Source organism: Streptomyces sp. NPDC051051, assembly GCF_040682975.1.
Classification (GTDB): domain Bacteria; phylum Actinomycetota; class Actinomycetes; order Streptomycetales; family Streptomycetaceae; genus Streptomyces.
On the sequence record NZ_JBFBCB010000046.1, the window covers coordinates 14270 to 38875 of the forward strand.

Annotated in this window: 23 protein-coding genes; 17 read left to right on the plus strand and 6 right to left on the minus strand. The window is 72.7% G+C overall.

The features are described from left to right. The first annotated feature begins 18 nt into the window (after positions 1–18). The 4 genes from tsaB to AB0N31_RS28570 are packed head-to-tail and all read left to right on the plus strand — an operon-like array spanning position 19 to position 2537. A complete protein-coding gene (gene tsaB, locus AB0N31_RS28555; protein ID WP_366061318.1) occupies positions 19–672 on the plus strand; it encodes a tRNA (adenosine(37)-N6)-threonylcarbamoyltransferase complex dimerization subunit type 1 TsaB in 654 nt (217 codons plus the stop codon). Continuing rightward, positions 669–1199: a ribosomal protein S18-alanine N-acetyltransferase gene (rimI, locus tag AB0N31_RS28560; RefSeq protein WP_366061319.1), complete on the plus strand. Its 531-nt coding sequence runs from the start codon at positions 669–671 to the stop codon at positions 1197–1199. The genes tsaB and rimI overlap by 4 nt, the downstream gene beginning before the upstream one ends. Further along, a complete protein-coding gene (gene tsaD, locus AB0N31_RS28565; protein WP_366061320.1) occupies positions 1192–2283 on the plus strand; it encodes a tRNA (adenosine(37)-N6)-threonylcarbamoyltransferase complex transferase subunit TsaD in 1092 nt (363 codons plus the stop codon). Before rimI ends, tsaD begins: the two co-directional genes overlap by 8 nt. Next, positions 2280–2537 (plus strand): hypothetical protein, encoded by a 258-nt coding sequence (locus tag AB0N31_RS28570; RefSeq protein ID WP_366061321.1) that lies wholly within the window; start codon positions 2280–2282, stop codon positions 2535–2537. The genes tsaD and AB0N31_RS28570 overlap by 4 nt, the downstream gene beginning before the upstream one ends. 21 nt (positions 2538–2558) lie before the next feature. On the opposite strand, the gene AB0N31_RS28575 is transcribed toward AB0N31_RS28570, so the two are convergent. Further along, positions 2559–4874 (minus strand): glycoside hydrolase family 3 N-terminal domain-containing protein, encoded by a 2316-nt coding sequence (locus AB0N31_RS28575; RefSeq protein WP_366061322.1) that lies wholly within the window; start codon positions 4872–4874, stop codon positions 2559–2561. A 140-nt stretch (positions 4875–5014) separates the two neighbouring features. On the opposite strand from AB0N31_RS28575, the gene AB0N31_RS28580 reads away from it, so the two are divergent. The 4 genes from AB0N31_RS28580 to AB0N31_RS28595 all read left to right on the plus strand — a co-directional run bounded on the left by AB0N31_RS28580 (position 5015) and on the right by AB0N31_RS28595 (position 9620). Next, positions 5015–6088 carry a LacI family DNA-binding transcriptional regulator gene (locus AB0N31_RS28580; RefSeq protein WP_366061323.1) on the plus strand — a complete coding sequence of 358 codons (1074 nt, stop codon included), beginning with the start codon at positions 5015–5017 and terminating at the stop codon, positions 6086–6088. An 82-nt stretch (positions 6089–6170) separates the two neighbouring features. Next, a complete protein-coding gene (locus AB0N31_RS28585) occupies positions 6171–7595 on the plus strand; it encodes an endo-1,4-beta-xylanase (RefSeq protein WP_366061324.1) in 1425 nt (474 codons plus the stop codon). A 289-nt stretch (positions 7596–7884) separates the two neighbouring features. Further along, the gene (locus tag AB0N31_RS28590) at positions 7885–8241 is read left to right on the plus strand and encodes a YciI family protein (protein ID WP_366061325.1); all 357 of its coding nucleotides are present in this window, start codon (positions 7885–7887) and stop codon (positions 8239–8241) included. 110 nt (positions 8242–8351) lie between these two features. Next, on the plus strand, positions 8352–9620 hold the full coding sequence (locus AB0N31_RS28595) for a sigma-70 family RNA polymerase sigma factor (RefSeq protein WP_366061326.1): 1269 nt from the start codon (positions 8352–8354) through the stop codon (positions 9618–9620). Here AB0N31_RS28595 and AB0N31_RS28600 read toward each other — a convergent pair. After that, positions 9608–10768: a methyltransferase domain-containing protein gene (locus tag AB0N31_RS28600; RefSeq protein ID WP_366061327.1), complete on the minus strand. Its 1161-nt coding sequence runs from the start codon at positions 10766–10768 to the stop codon at positions 9608–9610. The genes AB0N31_RS28595 and AB0N31_RS28600 overlap by 13 nt on opposite strands. A gap of 171 nt (positions 10769–10939) precedes the next feature. On the opposite strand from AB0N31_RS28600, the gene AB0N31_RS28605 reads away from it, so the two are divergent. The 4 genes from AB0N31_RS28605 (at position 10940) to groL (ending at position 15016) form a co-directional block, all read left to right on the plus strand. After that, positions 10940–11818: a polysaccharide deacetylase family protein gene (locus AB0N31_RS28605; protein WP_366061351.1), complete on the plus strand. Its 879-nt coding sequence runs from the start codon at positions 10940–10942 to the stop codon at positions 11816–11818. Beyond that, the gene (locus AB0N31_RS28610; protein ID WP_366061328.1) at positions 11815–12708 is read left to right on the plus strand and encodes a polysaccharide deacetylase family protein; all 894 of its coding nucleotides are present in this window, start codon (positions 11815–11817) and stop codon (positions 12706–12708) included. The genes AB0N31_RS28605 and AB0N31_RS28610 overlap by 4 nt, the downstream gene beginning before the upstream one ends. A gap of 258 nt (positions 12709–12966) precedes the next feature. Then, a complete protein-coding gene (gene groES / locus AB0N31_RS28615; RefSeq protein WP_020132158.1) occupies positions 12967–13275 on the plus strand; it encodes a co-chaperone GroES in 309 nt (102 codons plus the stop codon). A 112-nt stretch (positions 13276–13387) separates the two neighbouring features. Continuing rightward, positions 13388–15016, plus strand: coding sequence for a chaperonin GroEL (groL, locus tag AB0N31_RS28620; RefSeq protein ID WP_366061329.1), 1629 nt, complete (start codon positions 13388–13390; stop codon positions 15014–15016). A gap of 314 nt (positions 15017–15330) precedes the next feature. Here the strand turns inward: groL and AB0N31_RS28625 are convergent, their stop codons facing one another. The 3 genes from AB0N31_RS28625 to AB0N31_RS28635 form a co-directional block, all read right to left on the minus strand. Next, the gene (locus tag AB0N31_RS28625) at positions 15331–16020 is read right to left on the minus strand and encodes an ester cyclase (RefSeq protein WP_366061330.1); all 690 of its coding nucleotides are present in this window, start codon (positions 16018–16020) and stop codon (positions 15331–15333) included. Between the two features lie 118 nt (positions 16021–16138). Then, positions 16139–16912: an SDR family oxidoreductase gene (locus AB0N31_RS28630; RefSeq protein WP_366061331.1), complete on the minus strand. Its 774-nt coding sequence runs from the start codon at positions 16910–16912 to the stop codon at positions 16139–16141. A gap of 97 nt (positions 16913–17009) precedes the next feature. After that, entirely contained in the window at positions 17010–17678 is a 669-nt protein-coding gene (locus AB0N31_RS28635; RefSeq protein WP_366061332.1) for an MOSC domain-containing protein, read from the minus strand. A 93-nt stretch (positions 17679–17771) separates the two neighbouring features. On the opposite strand from AB0N31_RS28635, the gene AB0N31_RS28640 reads away from it, so the two are divergent. Then, the gene (locus tag AB0N31_RS28640) at positions 17772–18668 is read left to right on the plus strand and encodes a LysR family transcriptional regulator (RefSeq protein WP_366061333.1); all 897 of its coding nucleotides are present in this window, start codon (positions 17772–17774) and stop codon (positions 18666–18668) included. A gap of 145 nt (positions 18669–18813) precedes the next feature. Here AB0N31_RS28640 and AB0N31_RS28645 read toward each other — a convergent pair whose 3' ends face one another. Beyond that, positions 18814–19149, minus strand: a complete 336-nt coding sequence (locus tag AB0N31_RS28645; RefSeq protein ID WP_366061334.1) for a WhiB family transcriptional regulator — start codon at positions 19147–19149, stop codon at positions 18814–18816. A 379-nt stretch (positions 19150–19528) separates the two neighbouring features. On the opposite strand from AB0N31_RS28645, the gene AB0N31_RS28650 reads away from it, so the two are divergent. From AB0N31_RS28650 to AB0N31_RS28665, 4 genes are all read left to right on the plus strand, one after another. Further along, entirely contained in the window at positions 19529–20140 is a 612-nt protein-coding gene (locus AB0N31_RS28650; RefSeq protein WP_003948568.1) for a response regulator transcription factor, read from the plus strand. 638 nt (positions 20141–20778) lie between these two features. Beyond that, positions 20779–21366 (plus strand): sigma-70 family RNA polymerase sigma factor, encoded by a 588-nt coding sequence (locus AB0N31_RS28655; RefSeq protein WP_366061335.1) that lies wholly within the window; start codon positions 20779–20781, stop codon positions 21364–21366. Between the two features lie 270 nt (positions 21367–21636). Continuing rightward, positions 21637–23139 (plus strand): IMP dehydrogenase, encoded by a 1503-nt coding sequence (guaB, locus tag AB0N31_RS28660; protein WP_366061336.1) that lies wholly within the window; start codon positions 21637–21639, stop codon positions 23137–23139. 105 nt (positions 23140–23244) lie between these two features. Next, positions 23245–24369 carry a GuaB3 family IMP dehydrogenase-related protein gene (locus tag AB0N31_RS28665; RefSeq protein WP_366061337.1) on the plus strand — a complete coding sequence of 375 codons (1125 nt, stop codon included), beginning with the start codon at positions 23245–23247 and terminating at the stop codon, positions 24367–24369. The last annotated feature ends 237 nt before the right edge of the window (positions 24370–24606 follow it).

Below are 24606 nucleotides of genomic sequence, written 5' to 3' on the forward strand. Positions count from 1 at the left end.
GAGCCGTACGCTGTTTGCGTGCTCTTGCTCGCTCTGGATACCGCCACCCCCGCCGTCACCGTCGCCCTGCACGACGGAACGGACGTCCTCGCCTCCGCCGGTCAGGTGGACGCGCGCCGGCACGGTGAGCTGCTGCTGCCGGCCGTCGACCGTCTCCTCGCCGCCACGGGGCACCGGCTCGACGCCGTCACCGGGATCGTCGTCGGCACCGGCCCCGGCCCGTACACCGGGCTGCGCGTCGGCCTGATGACCGCCGACACCTTCGGGCTCGCGCTCGGCGTGCCCGTGCACGGCCTGTGCACCCTCGACGGCCTCGCGTACGCCGCAGACCTCGAAGGCCCCTTCGTCGTGGCGACCGACGCCCGCCGCAAGGAGGTCTACTGGGCGCGCTACGCCGACTCCCGCACCCGCCTCACCGGGCCCGCCGTCGACCGGCCGGCCGACATCGCCGAGCAGGTGGCGGGGCTGCCCGCGGTCGGCGCGGGCGCGCTGCTCTACCCGGACACCTTCCCCGCGGCGCACGAGCCGGAGCACGTGTCCGCCGCCGCGCTCGCTTCTCTGGCCGCCGAGAAGCTGGCCGCGGGCGAGGAGCTCCCGGCGCCCCGCCCGCTGTACCTGCGCCGGCCCGACGCCCAGGTCCCCAAGAACTACAAGGTGGTCACCCCCAAGTGACCGAACCCGAAACCCCCGCGCTGCGCGAGATGCGCTGGTGGGACATCGATCCCGTCCTGGAACTCGAGAAGGCACTCTTCCCCGAGGACGCCTGGTCGCGCGGCATGTTCTGGTCCGAGCTGGCGCACTCCCGCGGCCCCGAGGCGACCCGCCGGTACGTGGTCGCCGAGAACGGCGACCGCATCGTCGGCTACGCGGGCCTCGCCTCCTCCGGCGACCTTGCCGACGTCCAGACCATCGCCGTCGCCCAGGACCACTGGGGCACCGGACTGGGCGGCCGGCTGCTGGCCGAGCTGCTGCGGGCCGCGACCGCCTTCGAGTGCGCCGAGGTCATGCTGGAGTGCCGCGTCGACAACGTCCGCGCGCAGAAGCTGTACCAGCGCTTCGGCTTCCAGCCCATCGGCTTCCGGCGCGGCTACTACCAGCCGGGGAACGTGGACGCCCTGGTCATGCGCCTGACCACGGCATCCGACAGTGGCTCCGCCACGGAACCGACATCAGTACAAGGAACCGAGATCAATGACTGACGAACCGCTCGTCCTCGGCATCGAGACCTCCTGTGACGAGACCGGCGTCGGCATCGTCCGCGGCACCACCCTGCTGGCGGACGCCGTCGCCTCCAGCGTCGATGAGCACGCCCGCTTCGGCGGGGTGGTGCCGGAGGTGGCGAGCCGGGCGCACCTGGAGGCGATGGTCCCGACCATCGACCGGGCGCTGAAGGAGGCCGGCGTGTCCGCGAGGGACCTCGACGGCGTCGCCGTGACGGCGGGCCCGGGCCTGGCGGGCGCGCTGCTGGTCGGCGTGTCGGCGGCGAAGGCGTACGCGTACGCCCTCGGCAAGCCGCTGTACGGCGTGAACCACCTCGCCTCGCACATCTGCGTGGACCAGCTGGAGCACGGCCCGCTGCCGGAGCCGACGATGGCCCTGCTGGTGAGCGGCGGCCACTCCTCCCTGCTGCTCTCCTCGGACATCACCTCCGACGTCCGCCCGATGGGCGCGACGATCGACGACGCGGCGGGCGAGGCCTTCGACAAGATCGCCCGCGTGCTGAACCTGGGCTTCCCCGGCGGCCCGGTCATCGACCGGTACGCGCGCGAGGGCGACCCGTCCGCGATCGCCTTCCCGCGCGGCCTGACCGGGCCGCGCGACCCGGCGTACGACTTCTCCTTCTCCGGTCTCAAGACGGCGGTCGCCCGCTGGATCGAGGCGAAGCGGGCCGCCGGCGAGGAGGTGCCGGTGCGGGACGTGGCGGCCTCCTTCCAGGAGGCGGTGGTGGACGTGCTGACCCGCAAGGCCGTCCGCGCCTGCCGCGACGAGGGCGTCGACCACCTGATGATCGGCGGCGGCGTCGCGGCCAACTCCCGGCTGCGCGTCCTGGCCCAGGAGCGCTGCGAGGCGGCCGGCATCCGGCTGCGGGTGCCCCGGCCCAAGCTGTGCACGGACAACGGCGCGATGGTCGCGGCGCTCGGCGCGGAGATGGTGACCCGGGGCCGGTCCGCCTCCGACTGGGACCTGTCGGCGGACTCGTCCCTGCCGGTGACCGACCCGCACGTGCCGGGCCGGGCCCACGACCACGTGCACGCGGTCGGTGAGGACAACCTGTACTCATGACCGTCGCGCTGATGTGGGAGGCCCGGGCCGCGGACGGTCGGGGCGCGGAACTGCTGGCGTGGGCGCGGGAGCAGCGGCTCCCGCGCCCACCCGTGCGCCGTGAGACCTTCCGTGCCCCGCGGGACCGGGTCCTCGTCATCACCTGGTGGGACGCGGAGTTCGACGCGGACCTCCCGGAACTGCCGGATCCCGACGGGGGTTTGGTCACACGGGCCGTGCACCGGTGGCGGTTCGAGGCGGTGGACCGGGACTGAGCCGGGCCCTCGCCCGGGTCCCTACCCCTGCTCCGACACCCGCGTCTCGCAGCGCAGCCGCCGGTCCGGCCCCGGTTCCCGCACCGGTCCCGTGAGGCTGAGCCGCGCCGTGTGCCGTACGTCCGCGCTGGACGTCCCCAGCCGCAGCTCCAGGTCGCCCGGTTCCACCACCCGCCGCCCCGCGCGGTCGGTGAAGGCCGACAGGTCGGTGTGGAAGTGGAAGGTCACGCGCGCCGACCCGCCCGCGGGCAGTTCCAGCCGCTGGTAGCCGATCAGCCGTACGTCGGGGCGGGTCACGCCGGCCACCGGGTCGTGCAGGTAGAGCTGCACGACGTCGGCGCCCGCGCGCTCGCCGGTGTTGCGGACGGTCAGCGAGAGGTCGTACGAGCCGTCCGTGCCGAGGGCGGTCTCCGGTCCGTCGACGTCCTCCCAGGCGAACGTGGTGTACGAGCGGCCGTGCCCGAAGGGGTACAGCGGGGTCGGGTCCAGGTTGCTGACCTCCCCGGCCAGGCCCAGGGGCGGCTGGAGGTAGGTCCACGGCTGACCGCCCGTCACCCGGGGCACGCTCACGGGCAGTCGGCCCGAGGGGTTGACGCGGCCCGACAGCACCCCCGCCACCGCCGGGCCGCCCTCCTCGCCGGGGAAGAAGGCCTGCACGACGGCGCCCAGGCGGCCGTGCCAGCGGCCGAGTGCGTAGGGGCGGCCGGTGAGCAGGACCAGCACCACCGGCACGCCGGTGGCGACCAGCGCGTCCAGCAACGCGCCCTGCACGCCGGGCAGGCGCAGGTCCGCCACGTCGCAGCCCTCGCCCGAGGTGCCCCGGCCGAACAGGCCCGCCCGGTCGCCCAGGACCGCCACGCACACGTCCGCCTCCGCGGCCCTGGTCACGGCCTCCTCGATGCCCGTGGTGTCCGGGTCGGAGACCGGGCAGCCCTCGGCGAACGTCACCTTGGCGTCGGGGAGTTCGGCGCGCAGCGACTCCAGCACCGTGGGGATCTCGATGCCCGGCTCGATCCCGGGGTGGTGGGTCAGGACGTGGGAGGGGAAGGAGTAGCAGCCGAGCATCGCCAGGGCGTCCGCCGCCCTCGGGCCGACGACCGCGATCCGGGTGTCGGGGGAGAGGGGGAGCAGACCGTCCGGGTTGTCCAGCAGGACCACGGACTCCTCGGCCAGCCGGCGGGCCACCGCGCGGTTGGCCGCCGAGTCGAGGTCGACCCGCTCCGGAACCTCGGGCTGCCAGTCCTCGTCCAGGAGGCCCAGTTCGCACTTCTGGAGCAGGACCCGGCGTGCGGACCGGTCGATCAGCTCCTCGGGGACCTCGCCCGCGCGGACGGCCGCGACCAGCGCGTCGCCGTAGTACTTCACCGTCGGCAGCTCGACGTCGATGCCGGCCTCCAGCGCCAGCCGGGCGGCCTGCACGGGCGTGCCCGCCACCCGGTGCAGGGTCTGGAGGAACCCGATGCCGAAGTAGTCGGCGACCACGGTGCCCGTGAAGCCCCATTCCTCGCGCAGGAGCCGGGTGAGCAGCTCCGGGTCGGCGGAGGCCGGGACGCCGTCGCGTTCGGTGTAGGCCGCCATGACGGAGCGGGCGCCGCCCTCGCGCAGCGCCATCTCGAACGGCGGCAGGGTGACGTCCGCGAACTCGCGGGTGCCCGCCCGCACCGGGGCCAGGTTGCGGGCGCCGGCCGAGGAGGCGTACCCGGCGAAGTGCTTGAGCGTGGCGACGACCCCCGCCGACTCCAGGCCGCGCACATAGGCCGCGCCGACCGTGCCGACCAGGTACGGGTCCTCGCCGATGGTCTCCTCGACCCGGCCCCAGCGCGGATCGCGTACGACGTCCAGGACCGGGGCGAGGCCCTGGTGGACGCCGACCGCGCGCAGGTCGCGGCCGATGTGCCGGGCCATCTCCTCGACCAGCGGCGGGTCGAAGGCGGCGCCCCAGGCGAGCGGGACCGGGTAGGCGGTGGCGCGCCAGGCGGTGAAGCCGGCCAGGCACTCCTCGTGCGCCACCGCGGGGATGCCGAAGCGGCCGGCGGCGGCGATCCGGCGCTGGGCACCGGCCAGTGCGCGGGCGCCGAGCGCCGGGTCCACGGGGGCCGTGCCGAAGGGGCGGGTCAGCTGGCCGAGGCCCCCGGTGATCAGCTCGTCCCAGTCGACGGCGGCGGAGTCCGCGGTCATGTCGTGCTGGTGCGGGGCGACTCCGTCACCGTCCGTCGCGGCGCCGACCCACACGCCGTACAGCTGGGCGGTCTTCTCCTCGAGGGTCATCCGGGAGAGGAGGTCGTCGACGCGGGCGGCCGCGGGCAGGGCGGGGTCACGCCAGGGGGCGGTGGTCATGAAGCTCCTGTCAGAGGTCGGTGAGCCACCAGAGCGGGAATCAACGGTGCGAATGTTTCGAGCTTTACTTCGAATGTTCCGGGAACCTATGGCGTCCCCATGGGTTCGTCAAGAGGGAGCGCGGGGATACGATCGCCGCCATGACACCCTCGGAGCACACTGAGACGCGGACGGAAGACCGGCCCGCACGGCGCCCCGCGGCGCGGACCGCCACCCTCGCGGAGATCGCGCGCGAAGCCGGCGTCTCGGCGCCGACTGTTTCGAAGGTCCTCAACGGCCGCGCCGACGTCGCCCCCGCCACCCGGACCCGTGTCGAGGAGCTGCTGCGCGCCCACGGCTACCGGCGGCGCCGGGCCGAGGCGACCCGCTCGCCCCTGATCGACCTCGTCTTCCACGAGCTGGAGAGCGCCTGGGCGATGGAGGTCATCCGGGGCGTGGAGAACGTGGCCCGGGACGCCGGGCTGAGCGTGGTGCTCAGCGAGAGCGCCGGGCGGCTCACCCCCGGACGGAGCTGGGCCGACCAGGTGGCCGCGCGCCGCCCGCACGGCGTGGTGCTCGTGCTGTCCGGGCTCGACGTGTCCCAGCGGGCGCTGCTCACCAGCCGGTCCATCCCGTTCGTGGTGATGGACCCGGCGGGCGACCCCGGCGCCGACGTGCCGTCCATCGGCGCCACCAACTGGCAGGGCGGCCTCGCCGCCACCCGGCACCTGGTCGAACTGGGCCACCGGCGGATCGGGGCGATCAGCGGACCCCCGCAGATGATGTGCAGCCGGGCCCGGCTCGACGGTTACCGCGCGGCCCTGGAGACGGCCGGGCTGCCGGTCGACCCGGGGATGATCAAGACCGGTGACTTCCACCACGAGACCGGCTACCGGCTCGGCCGCGAGCTGCTCGCCCGCCCCGACCGGCCCACCGCCGTGTTCGCGGGCAACGACCTGCAGGCGCTCGGTCTCTACGAGGCCGCCCGCGAACTCGGGCTGCGCATCCCCGAGGACGTCAGCGTGGTCGGCTTCGACGACCTGCCGGTGGCCCGCTGGGTCGGCCCGCCGCTGACGACCGTACGGCAGCCGCTGACGGAGATGGCCGAGGCGGCCGCCCGGCTGGTGCTGGAGCTGGGGCGCTCCGGGGACGCGCCCGCGGCGACCCGGGTGGAACTGGCGACCAGTCTGGTGGTGCGGGCGAGCACGGGAGCGCCGCCGTTGGCCGGAAGGTGACGTATTGACGGGTGGTGAGGACGCCCCCACACTCCTCCGAAGCCAATCGGTTGCACAGCCGAAACTTTCGGAGGCACCCGCCATGAGATCCTCCCGTCCCGCCACGTCCCCCCGTTCGTCGAGGTCACCCTTCACTTCGTCGGGGAGAAGCTCCCGTCCGCGGCTCCGCGCCAGGCCGGCCGTCCTGCTCGCCGGGGCGGCCGTCGTCGGCGCGCTGCTCACCGCCGGCGCCGGCACCGCCCGCGCCGCCGACGCACCGCTGCGCGACCTGGCCGCCGCCCAGGGCAAGGCCATGGGCACGGCGGTCACCGGCTCCAAGCTCACCGGGACCTACGGCGACATCGCCGGCCGGGAGTTCAGCTGGCTGACTCCGGGCAACGCCATGAAGTGGGGGTCGGTCGAACCGGCCCAGGGCACCTTCGACTGGGCCGAGGCCGACCGGATCGTGAACTTCGCCGAGGCCCACGACCAGGACGTGCGCGGCCACACCCTGGTCTGGCACAGCCAGAACCCGAGCTGGCTGACCGACGGCAGCTGGACGCCCGCCCGGCTCGGCACGCTCCTGCACGACCACATCGACACCGAGGTGGGGCGCTACAAGGGACGCGTCGCCGCCTGGGACGTCGTCAACGAGCCCTTCAACGAGGACGGCACCTACCGCTCGACCCTCTGGTACGACGGCCTCGGCGCGGACTACATCGCCGACGCCCTCACCTGGGCGCGGGCCGCCGACCCGGCCGCCCGGCTGTACATCAACGACTACAACGTCGAGGGCGTCAACGCGAAGTCCACCGCCCTGTACGACCTGGTGAAGTCGCTGAAGGAGCGCGGCGTACCGATCGACGGGGTCGGCCTCCAGGCCCACCTGATCCTCGGTCAGGTGCCCTCCACCCTCCAGCAGAACATCCAGCGCTTCGCCGACCTCGGCGTGGACGTGGCGATCACCGAGCTGGACGTCCGGATGCAGCTGCCCTCGGACAGCGCCAAGCTCGCCCGGCAGGCCGCCGACTACCAGGCCGTCATGAACGCCTGCCTGGCGGTGACCCGGTGCACCGGTGCCACGGTGTGGGGCTTCGCCGACTCCGACTCCTGGATCCCGGACACCTTCCCGGGGCAGGGTGCGGCGACGCCGTACGACGAGAACTACGCGCCGAAACCGGCGTACCGCGCGATCGCGGAGGCGCTCGGCGGGACCACGACCGAGCCGCCCACGGGTGCCTGCACGGCGGCCTACAGCGTCACCGGTCAGTGGAACACCGGCTTCACCGGACAGGTGCGGATCGCCTGTTCGGGAGCGGCGCTGTCGTCGTGGAAGGTCGGTTGGAACTTCGGCGCGGGGCAGCAGATCGCACAGGCGTGGAACGCGACCTGCGCGCAGTCGGGGGCGGCCGTCACCTGTTCCAACGCCTCGTACAACGGGACGGTTCCCGACGGCGGTTCGGTGACCTTCGGGTTCAACGGGTCGTGGAGCGGGAGCAATCCGGTGCCCACGGTGACCCTGGGGTGAGAGTGACGCGCCGATCGTAAGATTTTCCGAAGAAATCCGTTCCGGGGCGGCGTTCCTCACGGTCCGCTCATCATTCAGACGTACGTTCCCTGCGTGGCGGCGGACCCCGACCGGGTCGTCCCCGACGAGCCCGGGGCGGGCGACCTGTGGGAGTCGCTCGGACGGCCCTGACCCCGCCCGAAAAAAATCCCGAAGTTTTCTCCCCCGGGTGTCGATCCGGCAGCTCCCCGTTCGACGCATGGGTGAGAGGCCGGGAGGAGCCCGGCCCCGCACCTCCCGAGGAGCCACCATGCCCCGCTACCTGTCCCTGGTGAAGATCGACGAGTCGACCCGGCCGGCCGAGGGCCCCAGCCCCGGGATGATGCAGCGGATGGGCGAACTGATCGAGGAGATCACCAAGGCCGGCGTCATGCTCGACACGGCCGGCCTGCTGCCCTCCGAACAGGGCGTCCGCGTCCACCTGAACGGCGGTGAGATCTCCGTCACCGACGGCCCCTTCACCGAGACCAAGGAGGTCGTCGGCGGCTACGCGCTCATGCAGTGCAAGGACATGGCCGAGGCGCTCGAGTGGTCCAAGCGCTTCCTGAAGGTCCACGGCGACGAGTGGAACCTGACCCTGGAGGTCCGGGAGATCGCGGAGGGCTGAGGCCGGGCGCGGAGGCCGCAGGGGGAAGGCCGAGGAGGGAGCCCGGGGTGAGGCCGAGGCGGGCCGGGGCCGCTTCCCCGCGGCCCCCGGAAGGTGTTCGATGGTGGGTTGTGGACCAACAGCCCGCCGTCGGCCCCCGCACCGCCACGGCCGCCCTCGAGACCGTCTTCCGCCTGGAGTCGCCCCGCGTCGTCGCCGCCGTCGCCCGGATCGTCCGGGACGTCGGCATCGCCGAGGAACTCACGCAGGACGCCCTGGTGGCCGCGCTGGAACGCTGGCCCCGTGAGGGTGTCCCCGACAACCCAGGCGCCTGGCTCACCGCCACCGCCCGGCACCGCGCCGTCGACCTGGTCCGCCGCCGGGAGACGTACGCCCGCAAGCTCGCGGAGATCGGCCGGGACCTGGAGACGACGGCACCCGCGCCCGAGCCCTCCGACCCCGAGGACATCGACGACGACCTCCTCCGCCTCGTCTTCACCACCTGCCACCCCGTGCTGTCCGCCGAGGCCCGCACCGCGCTCACCCTGCGGCTGCTCGGCGGACTCACCACGGCCGAGATCGCGCGCGCCTTCCTCGCGCCCGAGCCGACGGTCGCCCAGCGGATCGTCCGCGCCAAGCGCACCCTGGCCCGGAAGAACATCGCCTTCGAGGTGCCGTACGGGCCCGACCGCGAGGCCCGGCTCGGCTCCGTCCTCGACGTCATCTACCTGATCTTCAACGAGGGGTACGCGGCCACCGCGGGCGACGACTGGCTGCGTCCGGGCCTGTGCGAGGACGCCCTGCGGCTGGCCCGCCTGCTGGCCGCCCTGATGCCCAAGGAGCCCGAGGTGCACGGCCTGGCCGCGCTGCTGGAGTTCCAGTCCTCGCGCACGGCCGCCCGCACCGCCCCCGACGGCACACCGGTGCTGCTGGCGGACCAGAACCGCCGCCGCTGGAACCGCATGCTCGTCGCCCGCGGCATCGCCGCCCTGGGCCGCGCCGAGGCCACGGCCGGCGGCACGCCCGGCCCGTACGTCCTCCAGGCCGCGATCGCCGCCTGCCACGCGCACGCGTACTCCTACGAAGAGACCGACTGGCGTGCCATCGCCGCCCTCTACGGCCTCCTCGCGGCCCGCGCCCCGTCCCCCGTGGTCGAACTCAACCGCGCGGTCGCCGTGTCGATGGCCGAGGGCCCGGAACCGGGCCTGCGGATCGTCGACGCCCTCGCCGCCGAACCGGCCCTGCGCGACTACCACCTGCTCCCCAGCGTCCGCGGCGACCTGCTCCGCCGCCTGGGCCGTACGGCGGAGGCGAGCGCGGAGTTCGAGCGGGCCGCGCGGCTGACCGGCAACGAACGGGAACGGGAGCTGCTGCTGCGCCGGGCCGCTCAGGCAGGGTGACCGACGAGCATCGTCGGCGCCCCCGCGACCCGGGTCAGGAACACGGTCGCCGAGTTCGGCCCCTGCGGCTTGACCTTCCTGCGCAGCTCCTCCGGCTCCACCGCCGAGCCGCGCTTCTTCACGGTGAGGATCCCCACCCCGCGCTCCCGCAGCAGCGCCTTCAGCTTCTTGACGTTGAAGGGCAGCCGGTCGGTGATCTCGTAGGCGGTGGCGTACGGCGTCGGCCGGAGCGTGTCCGCGGTGACGTAGGCGATGGTCTCGTCGACCAGGCCGCCGTCCAGGTCCCGGGCGACCTCGGCCACCAGATGGGCCCGGATGACGGCGCCGTCCGGCTCGTACAGGTAGCGCCCCACCGGCCGCACCTCCGGGTCGGGCAGACCGGTGCCGAGCAGGGTGCGCGGGCCGGGGAGGAGGGTGGCGCGCACCGCGCCCGGCCCGGTCCCGAACCACAGCACGGCCTCCTTCACGTCCCCGCCGTCGGAGATCCACTCGGCCTCGGCCGCGGCGGGCACGACCTCGTGCGGGATGCCGGGGGCGACCTTCAGCGCGCCGTGCGGAGCCTTCAGGGCCGCCCCGACCGCCCATGACAGCGGCGGCGAGTAGGCCTCCGGGTCGAAGATCCGTCCCCGGCCACCCCGCCGCGCCGGGTCGACGAACACGGCGTCGTACCCGTCCGTGTCGACCTCCGTGACGTCCGCCTCGCGCACCTCGATCAGACCGGCGAGCCCGAGCGCCTCGGCGTTGGCCCGGGCCACCGCCGCCGTCAGCGGGTCGCGGTCCACGGCGAGCACCCTGATCCCCGCGCGGGCGAGCGCGACCGCGTCGCCGCCGATCCCGCAGCACAGGTCGGCGACCGAGGCCACGCCGAGCGCCTTCATCCGCTCGGCGCGGTGGGCGGCGACACGCGCGCGCGTCGACTGCTCGACCCCGTTCGGCGTGAAGAACATCCGCTCAGCGTCCTCGGCACCGAACTTCGCCGCCGCCCGCTGCCGCAGCCGGGCCTGTCCGAGCGCCGCCGAGACCAGCTCGGCGGGGTGTTCGCGGCGCAGCCTGGTGGCGACGGCCAGTTCGTCGGCCGGGGCGGTGCCGCGCACGGCGTCGAGGAGGGCGCGGCCCTCGGGGGTGAGGAGCGGGGCGAGGTCGTTCACCGGGTCATTGTGGGCCAGTCGGTGGATGGTGCGCCTCCGGCGGCGGTGTCGGGCGGGATCGCGTGGACGTGACTGCGAGGATCCGGCGCCATGGGATCAGGATCAGTCGTACAAAATGACAAAAAGGGGGTGTGGCGGGTGGGGGTCGGGACCGGCATCACGGTCCTCGCCATGGCCACCCTCGCCTCCGGCTGCGCCCCCGGCGGCACGGGCACCGGCGGCACGGGCACCGGCAGCGCCGAGGGCCGTCCCGCCCCCGGCCGGCAGCCCCTCCAGGGGCAGCCCGCCCGCGCCCTGTACGCCTACGCCGCCAAGCTGCGCACCGAGTACGCCGCCCGGACCGCGGCCGCCGCCCGCTGGCGACTCGGGAAGGTCCCGCTGACGCCCCCCGTCCCGCCCGCGACGAAACCGGTGATCACCACCCGCCAGGGCTTCGAGGTCGACGACCACGAGGAACTCGGCCTCCCGCCGGTCTTCACCACCGTCCCCACCAAGGACAAGGTCGTCTTCCTCACCATCGACGACGGCGCCGAGAAGGATCCGGCCTTCCTGCGCATGATGAGCGACCTGAAGATCCCCTACACGGCCTTCCTCAGCGACTACCTCGTCAAGGAGGACTACGGCTACTTCAAGAAGATGCAGGACGCGGGGGTGACCCTGAACAACCACACCCTCCACCACCCCTACCTGCCCGCCCTCTCCTACAGCCGCCAGAAACGCGAGATCTGCGGCATGCAGGACGTCATCGAGAAGCACTACGGCAAACGCCCCGCGCTCTTCCGCCCGCCCTTCGGCAACTACAACCGCGACACCCTGCGCGCCGCGAAGGCGTGCGGCGTGAAGTACGCGCCGCTGTGGAGCGAGGAGGTCTTCGCCGACCACTGGGACTACCGCGAGTGGGACCGCGACCTCCACCCCGGTGACATCGTCCTCACCCACTTCCGCGGCCGCGCCGACTGGAAGGGCACCATGCCCGACATGATCCGCCGCTTCCTGGACCTGGTCACCGAGAAGGGCTACGCGGTGGCCCGACTGGAGGACTACCTGTGAGAAGGCGGACCGCGCTGCTCGCGTCCGCCGCGGCCCTCACGGTGACGCTGACCGGCTGCGCCCGGTCGGCCGACCCGGTCGAACACCCGGGCCGCACGGCGACGGAGCGGGTGCGGTCCGCGGGGCCGGGGGCCGGACAGGGCGTGCGGCCAAAAGCCCCGGCGGCCGAGCGGACCGCACGTCCGCACGCGCCGGCCGCGGAGCAGGCGTACCGCCGCTGGGGTCTGGCCGCCCCGCTCGCCCCCGCCCCCACCCCCGCCCGCACACCGGCGGCCGGCCCCCTCGCGGGCGGCCCGGCCCGCCCCGCCCTCCCGCCGGTCGTCGACCGGATCCCGACCCGCGACAAGGTCGTCTTCCTCACCTACGACGACGGCGCCGAACGCGACCCCCGCTTCGTCACCATGGTCCGCGAGCTGCGCCTCCCGGTCAGCATGTTCCTCACCGACAGCGTGGTGGGCCCGGGCTACGCGCACTTCGCCCGGCTGCGGTCGGTCGGCGCCGGCCTCCAGAACCACACCCTCGACCACGCCGCCCTGCGCGGCCTGCCCTACGCGGGCCAGCGCGCCGAGATCTGCGGCCAGCAGGACAAGCTCCGAGCCCGCTTCGGCCTGCGCCCCCGCCTGTTCCGCCCGCCCTACGGCACGTACGACACGGTGACCCTGCGCGCGGCCGCCGACTGCGGGATCACGGCCGTCGTCCTGTGGCGGGCCTCCATGGGGCCCACCGACCTCGCCTACACCCACGGCTCCCACCGCCTGCGCCCCGGGGACGTCGTCGCCGTCGACCCCGACGAGACCAGGGGCCCGAGCCTGCGGGAACGCACGACGAGGCTGCTGCGGCGGATCCAGGAACAGGGACTGACGGTGGGCCGTCTGGAGGACTACCTCTGAAGGCTTCCCCCCCCCGCCGGACAGCCGCCGGACACCGGTCACCGGCCCTCCGTCCGACCCGGATTCCGGCACGGGCGACGCACGGCGCTGGCACTCCGCTTGACCGAGTGCTAATCGCGGTCATAGTCTCAGCTCTGGCACTCCCCACTGGAGAGTGCCAATAGCGACGGGCAGGTCCGGCACCCGCGACGACGGATCCACCTGGTCGCCACCTCAGACAGTTAACCCCGTGAGATCTCCGAAGGGGGAGGTCGGATCGTGACGACCACCAGCTCCAAGGTTGCCATCAAGCCGCTCGAGGACCGCATCGTGGTCCAGCCGCTCGACGCCGAGCAGACCACGGCCTCTGGCCTGGTCATCCCGGACACTGCGAAGGAGAAGCCCCAGGAGGGCGCCGTCCTCGCCGTGGGCCCGGGCCGTTTCGAGAACGGCGAGCGCCTGCCGCTCGACGTCAAGGTCGGCGACGTCGTCCTGTACAGCAAGTACGGCGGCACCGAGGTGAAGTACAACGGCGAGGAGTACCTCGTCCTCTCGGCTCGCGACGTGCTCGCGATCATCGAGAAGTAATTCACCCAGTTCTGCAGTGAACTGCGCCCCTGGCCCCCGCGTCTTTGTGAAGCCGGGCGCTGGGGGCGCGGTTCGTTTCTCCCACGTTTTCCGAGAGGGCTGAACCGCTCCCATGGCGAAGATCCTGAAGTTCGACGAGGACGCCCGTCGCGCCCTCGAGCGCGGCGTCAACAAGCTTGCCGACACGGTCAAGGTGACGATCGGCCCCAAGGGCCGCAACGTCGTCATCGACAAGAAGTTCGGCGCCCCCACCATCACCAACGACGGTGTCACGATCGCCCGCGAGGTCGAGCTCGACGACCCGTACGAGAACCTCGGCGCGCAGCTGGTGAAGGAGGTGGCGACCAAGACCAACGACATCGCGGGTGACGGCACCACCACCGCCACCGTGCTCGCCCAGGCGCTGGTCCGCGAGGGCCTGAAGAACGTCGCCGCCGGCGCGTCGCCCGCCCTCCTCAAGAAGGGCATCGACGCCGCGGTCAAGGCCGTCTCCGACGAGCTGCTCGCCACGGCCCGCCCGATCGACGAGAAGTCCGACATCGCCGCCGTGGCCGCGCTGTCCGCCCAGGACCAGCAGGTCGGCGAGCTGATCGCCGAGGCCATGGACAAGGTCGGCAAGGACGGTGTCATCACCGTCGAGGAGTCCAACACCTTCGGTCTGGAGCTGGACTTCACCGAGGGCATGGCCTTCGACAAGGGCTACCTGTCGCCGTACTTCGTGACGGACCAGGAGCGCATGGAGGCCGTCCTCGAGGACCCGTACATCCTCATCAACCAGGGCAAGATCTCCTCCATCGCCGATCTGCTGCCGCTGCTGGAGAAGGTCATCCAGACCAACTCCTCCCGCCCGCTGCTGATCATCGCCGAGGACCTGGAGGGCGAGGCGCTCTCCACCCTGGTCGTGAACAAGATCCGCGGCACCTTCAACGCCGTCGCGGTGAAGGCCCCCGGCTTCGGTGACCGCCGCAAGGCGATGCTCCAGGACCTGGCCGTCCTCACCGGCGCCACGGTCATCTCCGAGGAGGTCGGCCTCAAGCTCGACCAGGTCGGCGTCGACGTGCTCGGTTCCGCCCGCCGCGTCACCGTCACCAAGGACGACACCACGGTCGTCGACGGTGCCGGCAACACCGAGGACGTCCACGGCCGCGTCGCCCAGATCAAGGCCGAGATCGCGAACACGGACTCCGACTGGGACCGCGAGAAGCTCCAGGAGCGTCTCGCGAAGCTGGCCGGCGGCGTGTGCGTGATCAAGGTCGGCGCCGCCACCGAGGTGGAGCTGAAGGAGAAGAAGCACCGCCTGGAGGACGCCATCTCCGCGACCCGCGCCGCGGTCGAGGAGGGCATCGTCTCCGGTGGTGGCTCCGCGCTCGTCCACGCCGTGAAGGTCCTCGAGGGCAACCTCGGCAAGACCGGCGACGAGGCCACCGGTGTCGCCGTCGTCCGCCGCGCCGCCGTCGAGCCGCTGCGCTGGATCGCCGAGAACGCCGGCCTGGAGGGTTACGTCATCACCTCCAAGGTCGCCGAGCTGGACAAGGGCCAGGGCTTCAACGCCGCGACCGGCGAGTACGGCGACCTGGTCAAGGCCGGCGTCATCGACCCGGTCAAGGTCACCCGCTCCGCCCTGGAGAACGCCGCCTCCATCGCCTCCCTCCTCCTGACGACCGAGACCCTGGTCGTCGAGAAGAAGGAAGAAGAGGAGCCCGCCGCCGGCCACGGCCACGGCCACTCCCACTCCCACTGACGCACGTCAGCCACCGAGGCCCGGCCCCCCCCGCGAGGGGTGCCGGGCCTCGGCACGTTCCGGCACCCGGCCGCGTGTCCCGCGGCCGGTCGGTCCGCGCTGTGGCCGCGCCCCGGTCGGCGGACCTCGCACGCCCCAACCGGGGTGAGGCCGGGGACAGCCCGGGCGGCGTGACCAGAGGCCGAACTGCCGTGGCGGAAGCCGGCGACGTCCGACGAGCCCGGGGGAGACCCGGGTGAAGGAAGCCGACGGGACGACGGAGGGTTCCGTCCCCCGCCGGGCGGGGCACGGAACCCTCGACGGCTCCTCGCGGGCTACTCCCCGAGTACCCCCAGCTGCCGCATCAGACCCACGCGGTCGTACTGCCACCAGCTCTCGCAGATCATGCCGTCCCGGAACCGCTGCCAGGTCATGCCGGTCATGACGACGTCCTGCCCGGTGGCGGGGAGGCCGAGGAAGGCGCCCTCGTGCCGGGCGGTCCAGGTCCAGCGGGTGCACACCCGGTCGCCCTCGGCGATCTGGTCGTCGACCCGGAAGGAGAAGTCGAAGGCCCGCCGCCAGCCCGCGAACTCCTCGCGCGCCGCCGCCGGCCCGTTGTCCTGCGCACTGGCGGGATCGTGGTCCACATAGTCCTCGGTCACCCGTTCGAACATCGCGCCGATGTCGATCGTCCCGGCCCGCTCGAACCACTCCCGCGCCGTCGCGCAGTTCAGCTGCTCGTCCCGCACCACTTCCAGGTCGGTGAAGGTCGGCATCTCGTCACAGAGCGCGACCATGTCGTCGAAGATCTTCTCGGTCTCCGGCAGGCCCGAGTTCCGCATCGCCTCCTCGTACGACGGGAACTCCACGATCTCGACGACGTGCGACGCGTCCGACCGGTCCTTGCCGACCACCGCGTGCGTCGCCGTCCGCTTTCCCCTGGTCTTCTCGACCCAGGTGTCCATCAGCCGGTTCATCTCGTCGAACCGGCTCGTCCTGCAATCGATGAGCTGTACGAAGGTCATCGCGCCGCCTCCGGCCCCCCTGGGTCCGGCCCTGTCACGCCCCATTTTCCCACCGGAGCACCAGGGCCGCCGCCCGCCGCCCGTTGTTCGTCCATCGGGGCCCTGGCACGACCGCCCGCTACTGCGGCCCGTACTTCCGCCCCGTCCGCGAGCTGATGCCGCCCAGCAGGGACCGGGGCGTCACCTTCACCAGGCCCATCAGCGCCTTGTAGCGCGCGTCGGGAATCGACACCGACTTCCCGCGCGCCAGGTCCGCCAGCGCCGCCGCGACCAGCTTGTCCGCGTCGAGCCACATCCAGCCGGGGATGTTGTCCGTGCCCATCCCGGCCCGCTCGTGGAACTCGGTGCGCACGAACCCCGGGCAGAGCGCCATCAGCCGCACCCCGCTGCCCGCCAGGTCCTTCGCCGCACCCTGGGTGAACTGCACGACCCACGCCTTGGAGGCGCCGTACGTCCCGCGCGGTACGAAGGCCGCCACCGAGGCCACGTTGACGACGCCCCCGCGCCCCCGCTCCCGCATCGCCCCGGCCGCCGCCGACGTCAGGCGCAGCATCGCCTCGCAGTGCACCTTGAGCATCCTCAGCTCGTCGGCCATCGACACGTCGAGGTAGCGGCCCTTGTTGCCGAAGCCGGCGTTGTTGACCAGCAGGTCGACGGGGTTCCTGCGGTCACCGAGCCGGGCGGCCACCGTCTCGATGCCCCCGTCCGTGGCCAGGTCGGCCGTCAGCACCTCCGCCTCGATGCCGTGCCGGTCGTGCAACTCGGTCGCCTGCTCGCGCAGTCGCTGGGTGTCCCGGGCGACGAGGACGAGGTCGTGCCCGTCCGCCGCGAGCCGCCGCGCGAACGCGGCACCGATACCCGCGGTCGAACCTGTGATCAGAGCCGTTGTCATGGCAGAAGGTTAGTGACCCGGAGTCCGGGCGTCCGCTCTGCGCACGAGGCCTGCGGAAAGTGACGGAACCGTGCGCGCCGTCCCCGGCGACGGCGACTCAGCCGCTGTGCTTCTCGACGTACGCGCGGGCCGCCGCCAGCGTCTCCGGGTGCAGTGCCTCGCCGGCGGCCAGCAGCCGGGGCAGCAGCTCCCGGTGGGTGGTGGTCGCCTGGAACTCCATCCGGGCCGTCACCTCGTGCTCCGGCAGGTGGACGATCTCCACGGCATCCCCCGCGCGTATCTCACCCGGCGTGATCACCCGCAGGTAGGCGCCCGTCGCGGCCTTCCGCGTGAACCGCCTGACCCAGCCCCTCTCGCCCACGTGGCCCTGGAAGGTGCGGCAGGGGATCCGCCCCGCCGTCACCTCCAGCACCACCTGCGGGCCGATCCGCCAGCGCTCGCCGATCCGCGCCCCGGACACGTCCAGCCCGGTGGTGGTGAGGTTCTCGCCGAACGCGCCGTTGGAGAAGGCGCGCCCCAGCTCGCGCTCCCAGTCGTCCAGGTCCTCGCGCGCGACGGCGTACACCGCCTGGTCGTCCCCGCCGTGATGGCGCAGGTGGCACACCGCGTCCCCGGCGAGCCCGCTTCCGCCGACCCCCTTCGGACCGGGCGCGGCCACCCGCACCGGACCCTCGACGGGCCGCTTGTCGATGCCGGTCAGCCCGTCGGGCTGGTCGGTGTACGGCACGGTCTTGGGACGGCCGACGTTGACGGACAGAAGCCTCATGGCGGCACGCTAAGCGACCGGCGGTCAAAGTGTCGACGCATTATCCGCCCCCTCTCCCAAGGCTCCCTTATGCGACTCGCCTATCCTCGAAGGATGATCGAGGCCCGTCATCTCCGCGTGCTGCGCGCCGTCGCCGCCACCGGGTCCTTCTCGGCGGCGGGCCGCGAGCTGGGCTGCACCCAGCCCGCGGTCAGCCAGCAGATGAAGGCGCTGGAGACGTCCGTCGGCACACCGCTGCTGGTGCGCAGCGGCCGCGAGATGCGGCTGACCCAGGCCGGCGAGGCCCTCGTACGGCATGCCGCCGGGATCCTCGCCGGACTCACCGCCGCCGAGGAGGAGGTCGCCGCGATCGCCGGTCTGCGCGCCGGCCGGGTCCGCCTCGTCTCCTTCCCCAGCGGCAGCTCCGCGCTCGTCCCGACCGCGCTGGCCGCCCTGCGCGCCGCGCACCCCGGGACCCGGGTCTCGCTGGAGGAGGCCGAGCCGCCCGAGTCCGTCGAGAAGCTGCGCGCCGGCGACTGCGACATCGCCCTCGCCTTCCGCTACGAGGACGCGCCGGGCGCCGAGGAGTGGTCCGACCTGGTCGTCCGCCCCCTGCTGGCGGACCGGCTCGTCGCCCTCGTGCCCGAACGCCACCGGCTCGCGCGCGCGGACTCCCTCGCCATCGGCGAACTCGCTCGCGAGCCGTGGATCGCCGGCTGCCCGCGCTGCCGGGGCCGGCTGGTGGAGGTGTGCGAGGCCGCGGGCTTCACCCCCCGCATCGACTTCGCGACCGACGACTACCCGGCGGTGGCCGGCCTGGTGGGCGCGGGCCTCGGCGTCGCCGTCCTCCCCGGGCTCGCGATCGAGTCCGTACGGCCGCGGGGCGCGCGTGCGGTGACCCTGGAGCCGGCGGTACGGCGCGAGGTCGTCGCGCTCACCCTGCCCGACCTGGCCCAGGTGCCGGCGGTGGCGGCGACGCTGGAGCAGCTCGCGCGGGCGGCGACACGGTAGCCGTACGGCGGTGGGGGCGTACGCGGCAGTGGGGTCGTACGGGGCCGCGGGGTCGTACGGGCGGGGGCGTCCAAGGGGCGGGGGACGTCGAAGAGATGAGGGCACGCGCGTGTGCGTGCCCTCCGGTGTGTGGAGAAACGTTCCTTCAGTTGTTCGAAACTCCGCCCGCGCCGCCCGAACCGGCCGATGCCGGCACCAGGCGGTTGCGCGCCCGCCCCATGAGCTCCTCGCGCTCGTCCTCGGTCAGCCCGCCCCACACGCCGTACGGCTCCCTCACCGCCAGCGCGTGCGCCGCGCACTGCGCGCGCACCGGGCACCTCATGCAGACCTCCTTGGCCGAGTTCTCGCGAGCGCTCCGCGCCGCCCCGCGTTCGCCCTCGGGATGGAAGAAGAGCGAACTGTCCACTCCGCGGCAGGCAGCCAGGAGCTGCCAGTCCCACAGGTCCGCGTTCGGTCCGGGAAGGCGGGAGAAATCTGCCATTGCGTGACCCCTTGTAGCCGTGCTGAGCGGATACGGTGCCCACGACCGTACAACTACGATCTAAGGAGATGAAAATATGACCCATTGCGAATCTAGCCTCAGACACCAGTAAATGGGAAGAAATAGGGCTAAACGGGGCACGGGTTGTGAGGAAAGCTCGCGGGTCCGCGCGGCTCTCTCGGCCGTGTCCGGCTCCTCACGTAGAGTGCCGAAGAATGCACGCGGCCCCGTAACTCTTTCGAGTGACCATCGTTGAGTGTGCGGTGGCGGTTGAAAACACAAACGCTCGGGCAAGCGTCCGAGACGGTCGACCGCACAGGTGACGATACGTACCAGCCTGGAGGCACAAGGTGACGCGCATCAGCTGCGGAGGACGGCCATGACTTCCGTCCTCGTCTGCGACGACTCCCCGCTTGCCCGAGAGGCGCTCCGCCGCGCGGTCGCGACCGTGCCCGGCGTCGAGCGCGTGACGACGGCGGCCAACGGCGAGGAAGTCCTCCGCCGCTGGGGTGCCGACCGCTCGGACCTCATTCTGATGGACGTGCGCATGCCGGGACTGGGCGGTGTGGAAACCGTCCGTCGGTTGCTGTCCGCCGACCCGGGCGCACGCATCATCATGCTCACTGTCGCCGAGGACCTCGACGGCGTCGCGCTCGCGGTCGCCGCCGGCGCCCGCGGCTACCTGCACAAGGACGCCTCGCGCGCCGAACTGCGCGCGACGGTCACCCAGGCCCTGGCCGACCCCACGTGGCGGCTCGCCCCGCGGCGGCTGCGCTCGGCCGAGATGGGCGCCGCGCCCACGCTCACCGCGCGTGAGATCCAGGTCCTGGAAGGCATGAGCCACGGCCGCTCCAACGCCGAGATCGGCCGCGAGCTGTTCCTCTCCGAGGACACGGTCAAGACCCACGCCCGCCGTCTGTTCAAGAAACTCGGCGCCTCGGACCGTGCCCACGCCGTGGCGCTCGGCTTCCGGTGGGGCCTGGTCCGCTAGATCCTGTCCGGCGGATCGAGCCGGAGGGAACCGGCGGCGCCCCGCCGCCCGTACGGGCGTGCCGGACCCCGCGTTTCCGGCATGATCCGCCGGACGGGACCTGGGTGTCCCGGCCCGATCCCGACCCGCCCGCCCGCCGGACCTCTTCCGGTGAGCGGCGGCACGTGCTGGACCGCCGGTGAGCGGGGTCCGGCGCGTGAGGTCGTCCAGGCGGTCGTCGTGGCCGTCGGCGCTCGCGGGTGCCGACGGCGGCGGAGTGCCTGCGGTGCCGGTGCCGGGGCCGCATCTTCGGAGTCGCGGCCCTGCCGGGCCGTGAGGCGGACTTTTCGAGCAGACCGATCCCAGGGACAGGAGCGGGGGAATGGACGAACCTCCCTGCTCGCGCGGGGTGCAGGACGTGCGGGAACCCCCTGCCGGCCGGTCGGTGTCCGGCGGCGGCGCCGTACCCCGCCGGACGCCCGCTGCTCGTTTCGCCGCGGATGCCGCATCCTTGAGGTGTGGAGTTCCTCGGGGACGAGTCGGTCGAGCGGGACGGGAGGGCGCAGGGGATGAGTTCCGGCGCACCTGCTCATAACGCTTCGGTGCACAACGCGAGGCACGGTGCCGCGGCCGATCCGGCCGCAGTGCACCATGGACCGATGCGCGAAGACGATGCGGTCCGTGCCCCCGGGGCGATCGGCGGACTGGTGCATCGCGCGGTGGACGGCGACGAGCAGGCCACACACGACCTGCTCGCCCATGTCCACCCCCTCGCCCTGCGCTACTGCCGCACCCGCCTGTCCCGGCTCCCCGGTGACGCGCGCCACTTCGTGGAGGACCTCGCGCAGGAGGTCTGCGTGGCCGTTCTCCTCGCCCTTCCGCGCTACAAGGACACGGGCCGTCCCTTCGAGGCCTTCGTCTTCGCCATCGCCGCCCACAAGGTCGCCGACCTCCAGCGCGCGGCGATGCGCCACCCCGGCTCCACGGCCGTCCCCTCCGACGAGATGCCGGAACGGCCCGACGACTCCCTCGGGCCGGAGGAGCGGGCCCTGCTGAGCAGCGACGCCGAATGGGCGAAGAAACTGCTGGCCAACCTGCCCGAGAACCAGCGGGAACTGCTCCTGCTGCGCATCGCGGTGGGCCTCACCGCGGAGGAGACCGGCCAGATGTTGGGAATGTCACCCGGGGCCGTGCGCGTGGCCCAGCACCGCGCGCTGAGCAGGCTGCGGGCCCTCGCCGAGCAGTAGCACCGCCGCGGCCGCGCCCTGCTTCCGCCGCCGTTCCTCGGGCGAACCGGACAGCGGGCCCGACGCCGAACCGGCCGAGGCGCCTAGGCTGGACAGGGCCGACGGCCCGTTCGCCGAACAGGTGCCGACGGCCCGCCCACTGAACGGGCCGAGCGCCGCCGCCGTACGAACATACGAAGCCCGGAGCCACGCCGGAGCGTGGAATTCCGGGGGTGCGCTTCCCGTTAGCATGGACATCCGCACCGATCAAGGCCATTTGGGGAAGGTGTCATGACTGCCAACGTCGACGGAGTGCCCGCCAAATTCGCGACCCTCGGGCTCACCTACGACGACGTGCTGCTGCTGCCGGGCGCATCCGAGGTGCTCCCCAACGCGGTCGACACCTCGTCCCGCATCTCCCGCAATGTTCGTGTCAACATCCCGCTGCTCTCGGCGGCGATGGACAAGGTGACCGAGTCCCGCATGGCCATCGCGATGGCCCGCCAGGGCGGCGTCGGCGTGCTGCACCGCAACCTCTCCATCGAGGACCAGGTCAACCAGGTCGACCTGGTGAAGCGCTCGGAGTCGGGCATGGTCACCGACCCCATCACGGTGCACCCGGACGCCACGCTGGCCGAGGCCGACGCGCTGTGCGCCAAGTTCCGCATCAGCGGCGTCCCGGTGACCGACGGCAGCGGCAAGCTCCTCGGCATCGTCACCAACCGCGACATGGCCTTCGAGTCGGACCGCACCCGTCAGGTGCGCGAGGTCATGACCCCGATGCCGCTCGTCACCGGTCACGTCGGCATCTCCGGCACGGACGCCATGGAGCTGCTGCGCCGCCACAAGATCGAGAAGCTCCCGCTGGTCGACGAGGCGGGCGTCCTCAAGGGCCTCATCACGGTCAAGGACTTCGTCAAGGCCGAGCAGTACCCCCGGGCCGCCAAGGACGCCGAGGGCCGGCTGCTCGTCGGCGCCGCCGTCGGCGCCAGCCCCGAGGCGCTGGAGCGCGCCCAGGCCCTCGCCGAGGCCGGCGTGGACTTCCTGGTCGTCGACACCTCCCACGGTCACAACAGCAACGCCCTCACCTGGATGTCGAAGATCAAGTCGAGCGTGCGCGTCGACGTGATCGGCGGCAACGTCGCCACGCGTGACGGCGCCCAGGCCCTGATCGACGCCGGCGTCGACGGCATCAAGGTCGGCGTCGGGCCCGGCTCGATCTGCACCACCCGCGTGGTCGCCGGCATCGGCGTCCCGCAGGTCACCGCCATCTACGAGGCGTCCCTCGCCGCACGTCCGGCGGGCATCCCGCTGATCGGCGACGGTGGTCTGCAGTACTCCGGCGACATCGGCAAGGCGCTGGCCGCCGGCGCCGACACGGTGATGCTGGGCAGCCTCCTCGCGGGCTGCGAGGAGTCCCCGGGCGAGCTGCAGTTCATCAACGGCAAGCAGTTCAAGTCGTACCGCGGCATGGGCTCGCTGGGCGCCATGCAGTCCCGCGGCCAGGGCAAGTCGTACTCCAAGGACCGCTACTTCCAGGCGGAGGTCGCGGCCGACGACAAGCTCGTGCCCGAGGGCATCGAGGGCCAGGTGCCCTACCGCGGCCCGCTCGGCAACGTGCTGCACCAGCTCGTCGGCGGCCTGCGCCAGACCATGGGCTACGTGGGCGCCGCCACCATCGAGGAGATGGAGTCCAAGGGCCGCTTCGTCCGGATCACCTCCGCGGGCCTCAAGGAGAGCCACCCGCACGACATCCAGATGACGGTCGAGGCACCCAACTACAGCAGCAAGTAGTCGCACGGGCTTCCCAGGGCGGCCCCGGAACCTCCGGGGCCGCCTTCGCCGTGCCCGTCGGCGATACTGGAAGACGCTGCAACGCATCAGGGAAAGGCCACACACGTGACTGAGATCGAGATCGGGCGCGGCAAGCGCGGCCGCCGGGCGTACGCATTCGACGACATCGCCGTCGTCCCCAGCCGCCGTACGCGGGACCCGAAGGAGGTCTCGATCGCCTGGCAGATCGACGCCTACCGTTTCGAGCTGCCGTTCCTGGCCGCCCCCATGGACTCCATCGTCTCCCCGGCCACCGCGATCCGCATCGGCGAGCTGGGCGGCCTGGGCGTGCTCAACCTCGAGGGCCTGTGGACGCGGTACGAGGACCCGCAGTCGCTGCTGGACGAGATCGCCAAGCTGCCCGTCGACAAGGCGACCCGCCGGCTCCAGGAGATCTACTCCGCGCCGATCAAGGAGGAGCTGATCGGGCAGCGCATCAAGGAGGTGCGCGACTCGGGCGTGGTCACCGCCGCCGCGCTCTCCCCGCAGCGCACGGCCCAGTTCTCCAAGGCCGTCGTCGACGCCGGCGTGGACATCTTCGTCATCCGCGGCACCACGGTCTCCGCGGAGCACGTCTCCGGCTCGCACGAGCCGCTGAACCTGAAGCAGTTCATCTACGAACTCGACGTCCCGGTCATCGTCGGCGGCTGCGCCACCTACACGGCGGCCCTGCACCTGATGCGCACGGGCGCGGCGGGCGTCCTCGTCGGCTTCGGCGGCGGCGCGGCGCACACCACGCGCAACGTGCTCGGCATCCAGGTCCCGATGGCGACGGCGGTGGCCGACGTCGCCGCCGCCCGCCGCGACTACATGGACGAGTCCGGCGGCCGGTACGTGCACGTGATCGCGGACGGCGGCGTCGGCTGGTCCGGCGACCTGCCCAAGGCCGTCGCCTGCGGCGCCGACGCGGTGATGATGGGCTCCCCCCTCGCGCGCGCCACCGACGCGCCCGGCCGCGGCCACCACTGGGGCATGGAGGCCGTCAACGAGGAACTGCCGCGCGGCCAGAAGGTCGACCTCGGCACGGTCGGCACCATCGAGGAGGTCCTCACCGGCCCGTCCCACACGCCGGACGGCTCGATGAACTTCTTCGGCGCCCTGCGCCGCGCCATGTCCACCACCGGTTACAGCGAGCTGAAGGAGTTCCAGCGCGTCGAGGTGACGGTGGCGGACTCGGTGCACCGGCGGTAGACCGCGCGATGCCGGCAGGGGCCGGTCAGCTCACTCGGGTGAGGTGACCGGCCCCTTTCGCATGCCCGGACGGGCGCGGGGATGTGCGGTGCGGGGGCGCCCATGGGACGCCACCGCAGGCCCACTCGCTGGGACCGACTCCGTCTCCGGACGGTGCCGTGCCGGAGGAGGTGGATCTCGCGGCTTTTCGGATGGTGAGCTGCCGCCCCCACACACTAGGGGCCGACACTCCGTGAA

Bases quoted from the DNA above. Each gene is read 5' to 3' on its own strand.
- tsaD (WP_366061320.1), top strand. From the start codon at position 1,192: ATGACTGACGAACCGCTCGTCCTCGGCATCGAGACCTCCTGTGACGAG.
- AB0N31_RS28570 (WP_366061321.1), top strand. From the start codon at position 2,280: ATGACCGTCGCGCTGATGTGGGAGGCCCGGGCCGCGGACGGTCGGGGC.
- AB0N31_RS28575 (WP_366061322.1), bottom strand. From the start codon at position 4,874: ATGACCACCGCCCCCTGGCGTGACCCCGCCCTGCCCGCGGCCGCCCGC.
- AB0N31_RS28580 (WP_366061323.1), top strand. From the start codon at position 5,015: ATGACACCCTCGGAGCACACTGAGACGCGGACGGAAGACCGGCCCGCA.
- AB0N31_RS28585 (WP_366061324.1), top strand. From the start codon at position 6,171: ATGAGATCCTCCCGTCCCGCCACGTCCCCCCGTTCGTCGAGGTCACCC.
- AB0N31_RS28590 (WP_366061325.1), top strand. From the start codon at position 7,885: ATGCCCCGCTACCTGTCCCTGGTGAAGATCGACGAGTCGACCCGGCCG.
- AB0N31_RS28605 (WP_366061351.1), top strand. From the start codon at position 10,940: ATGGCCACCCTCGCCTCCGGCTGCGCCCCCGGCGGCACGGGCACCGGC.
- groL (WP_366061329.1), top strand. From the start codon at position 13,388: ATGGCGAAGATCCTGAAGTTCGACGAGGACGCCCGTCGCGCCCTCGAG.
- AB0N31_RS28625 (WP_366061330.1), bottom strand. From the start codon at position 16,020: ATGACCTTCGTACAGCTCATCGATTGCAGGACGAGCCGGTTCGACGAG.
- AB0N31_RS28630 (WP_366061331.1), bottom strand. From the start codon at position 16,912: ATGACAACGGCTCTGATCACAGGTTCGACCGCGGGTATCGGTGCCGCG.
- AB0N31_RS28635 (WP_366061332.1), bottom strand. From the start codon at position 17,678: ATGAGGCTTCTGTCCGTCAACGTCGGCCGTCCCAAGACCGTGCCGTAC.
- AB0N31_RS28640 (WP_366061333.1), top strand. From the start codon at position 17,772: ATGATCGAGGCCCGTCATCTCCGCGTGCTGCGCGCCGTCGCCGCCACC.
- AB0N31_RS28645 (WP_366061334.1), bottom strand. From the start codon at position 19,149: ATGGCAGATTTCTCCCGCCTTCCCGGACCGAACGCGGACCTGTGGGAC.
- AB0N31_RS28650 (WP_003948568.1), top strand. From the start codon at position 19,529: ATGACTTCCGTCCTCGTCTGCGACGACTCCCCGCTTGCCCGAGAGGCG.
- AB0N31_RS28655 (WP_366061335.1), top strand. From the start codon at position 20,779: ATGCGCGAAGACGATGCGGTCCGTGCCCCCGGGGCGATCGGCGGACTG.
- guaB (WP_366061336.1), top strand. From the start codon at position 21,637: ATGACTGCCAACGTCGACGGAGTGCCCGCCAAATTCGCGACCCTCGGG.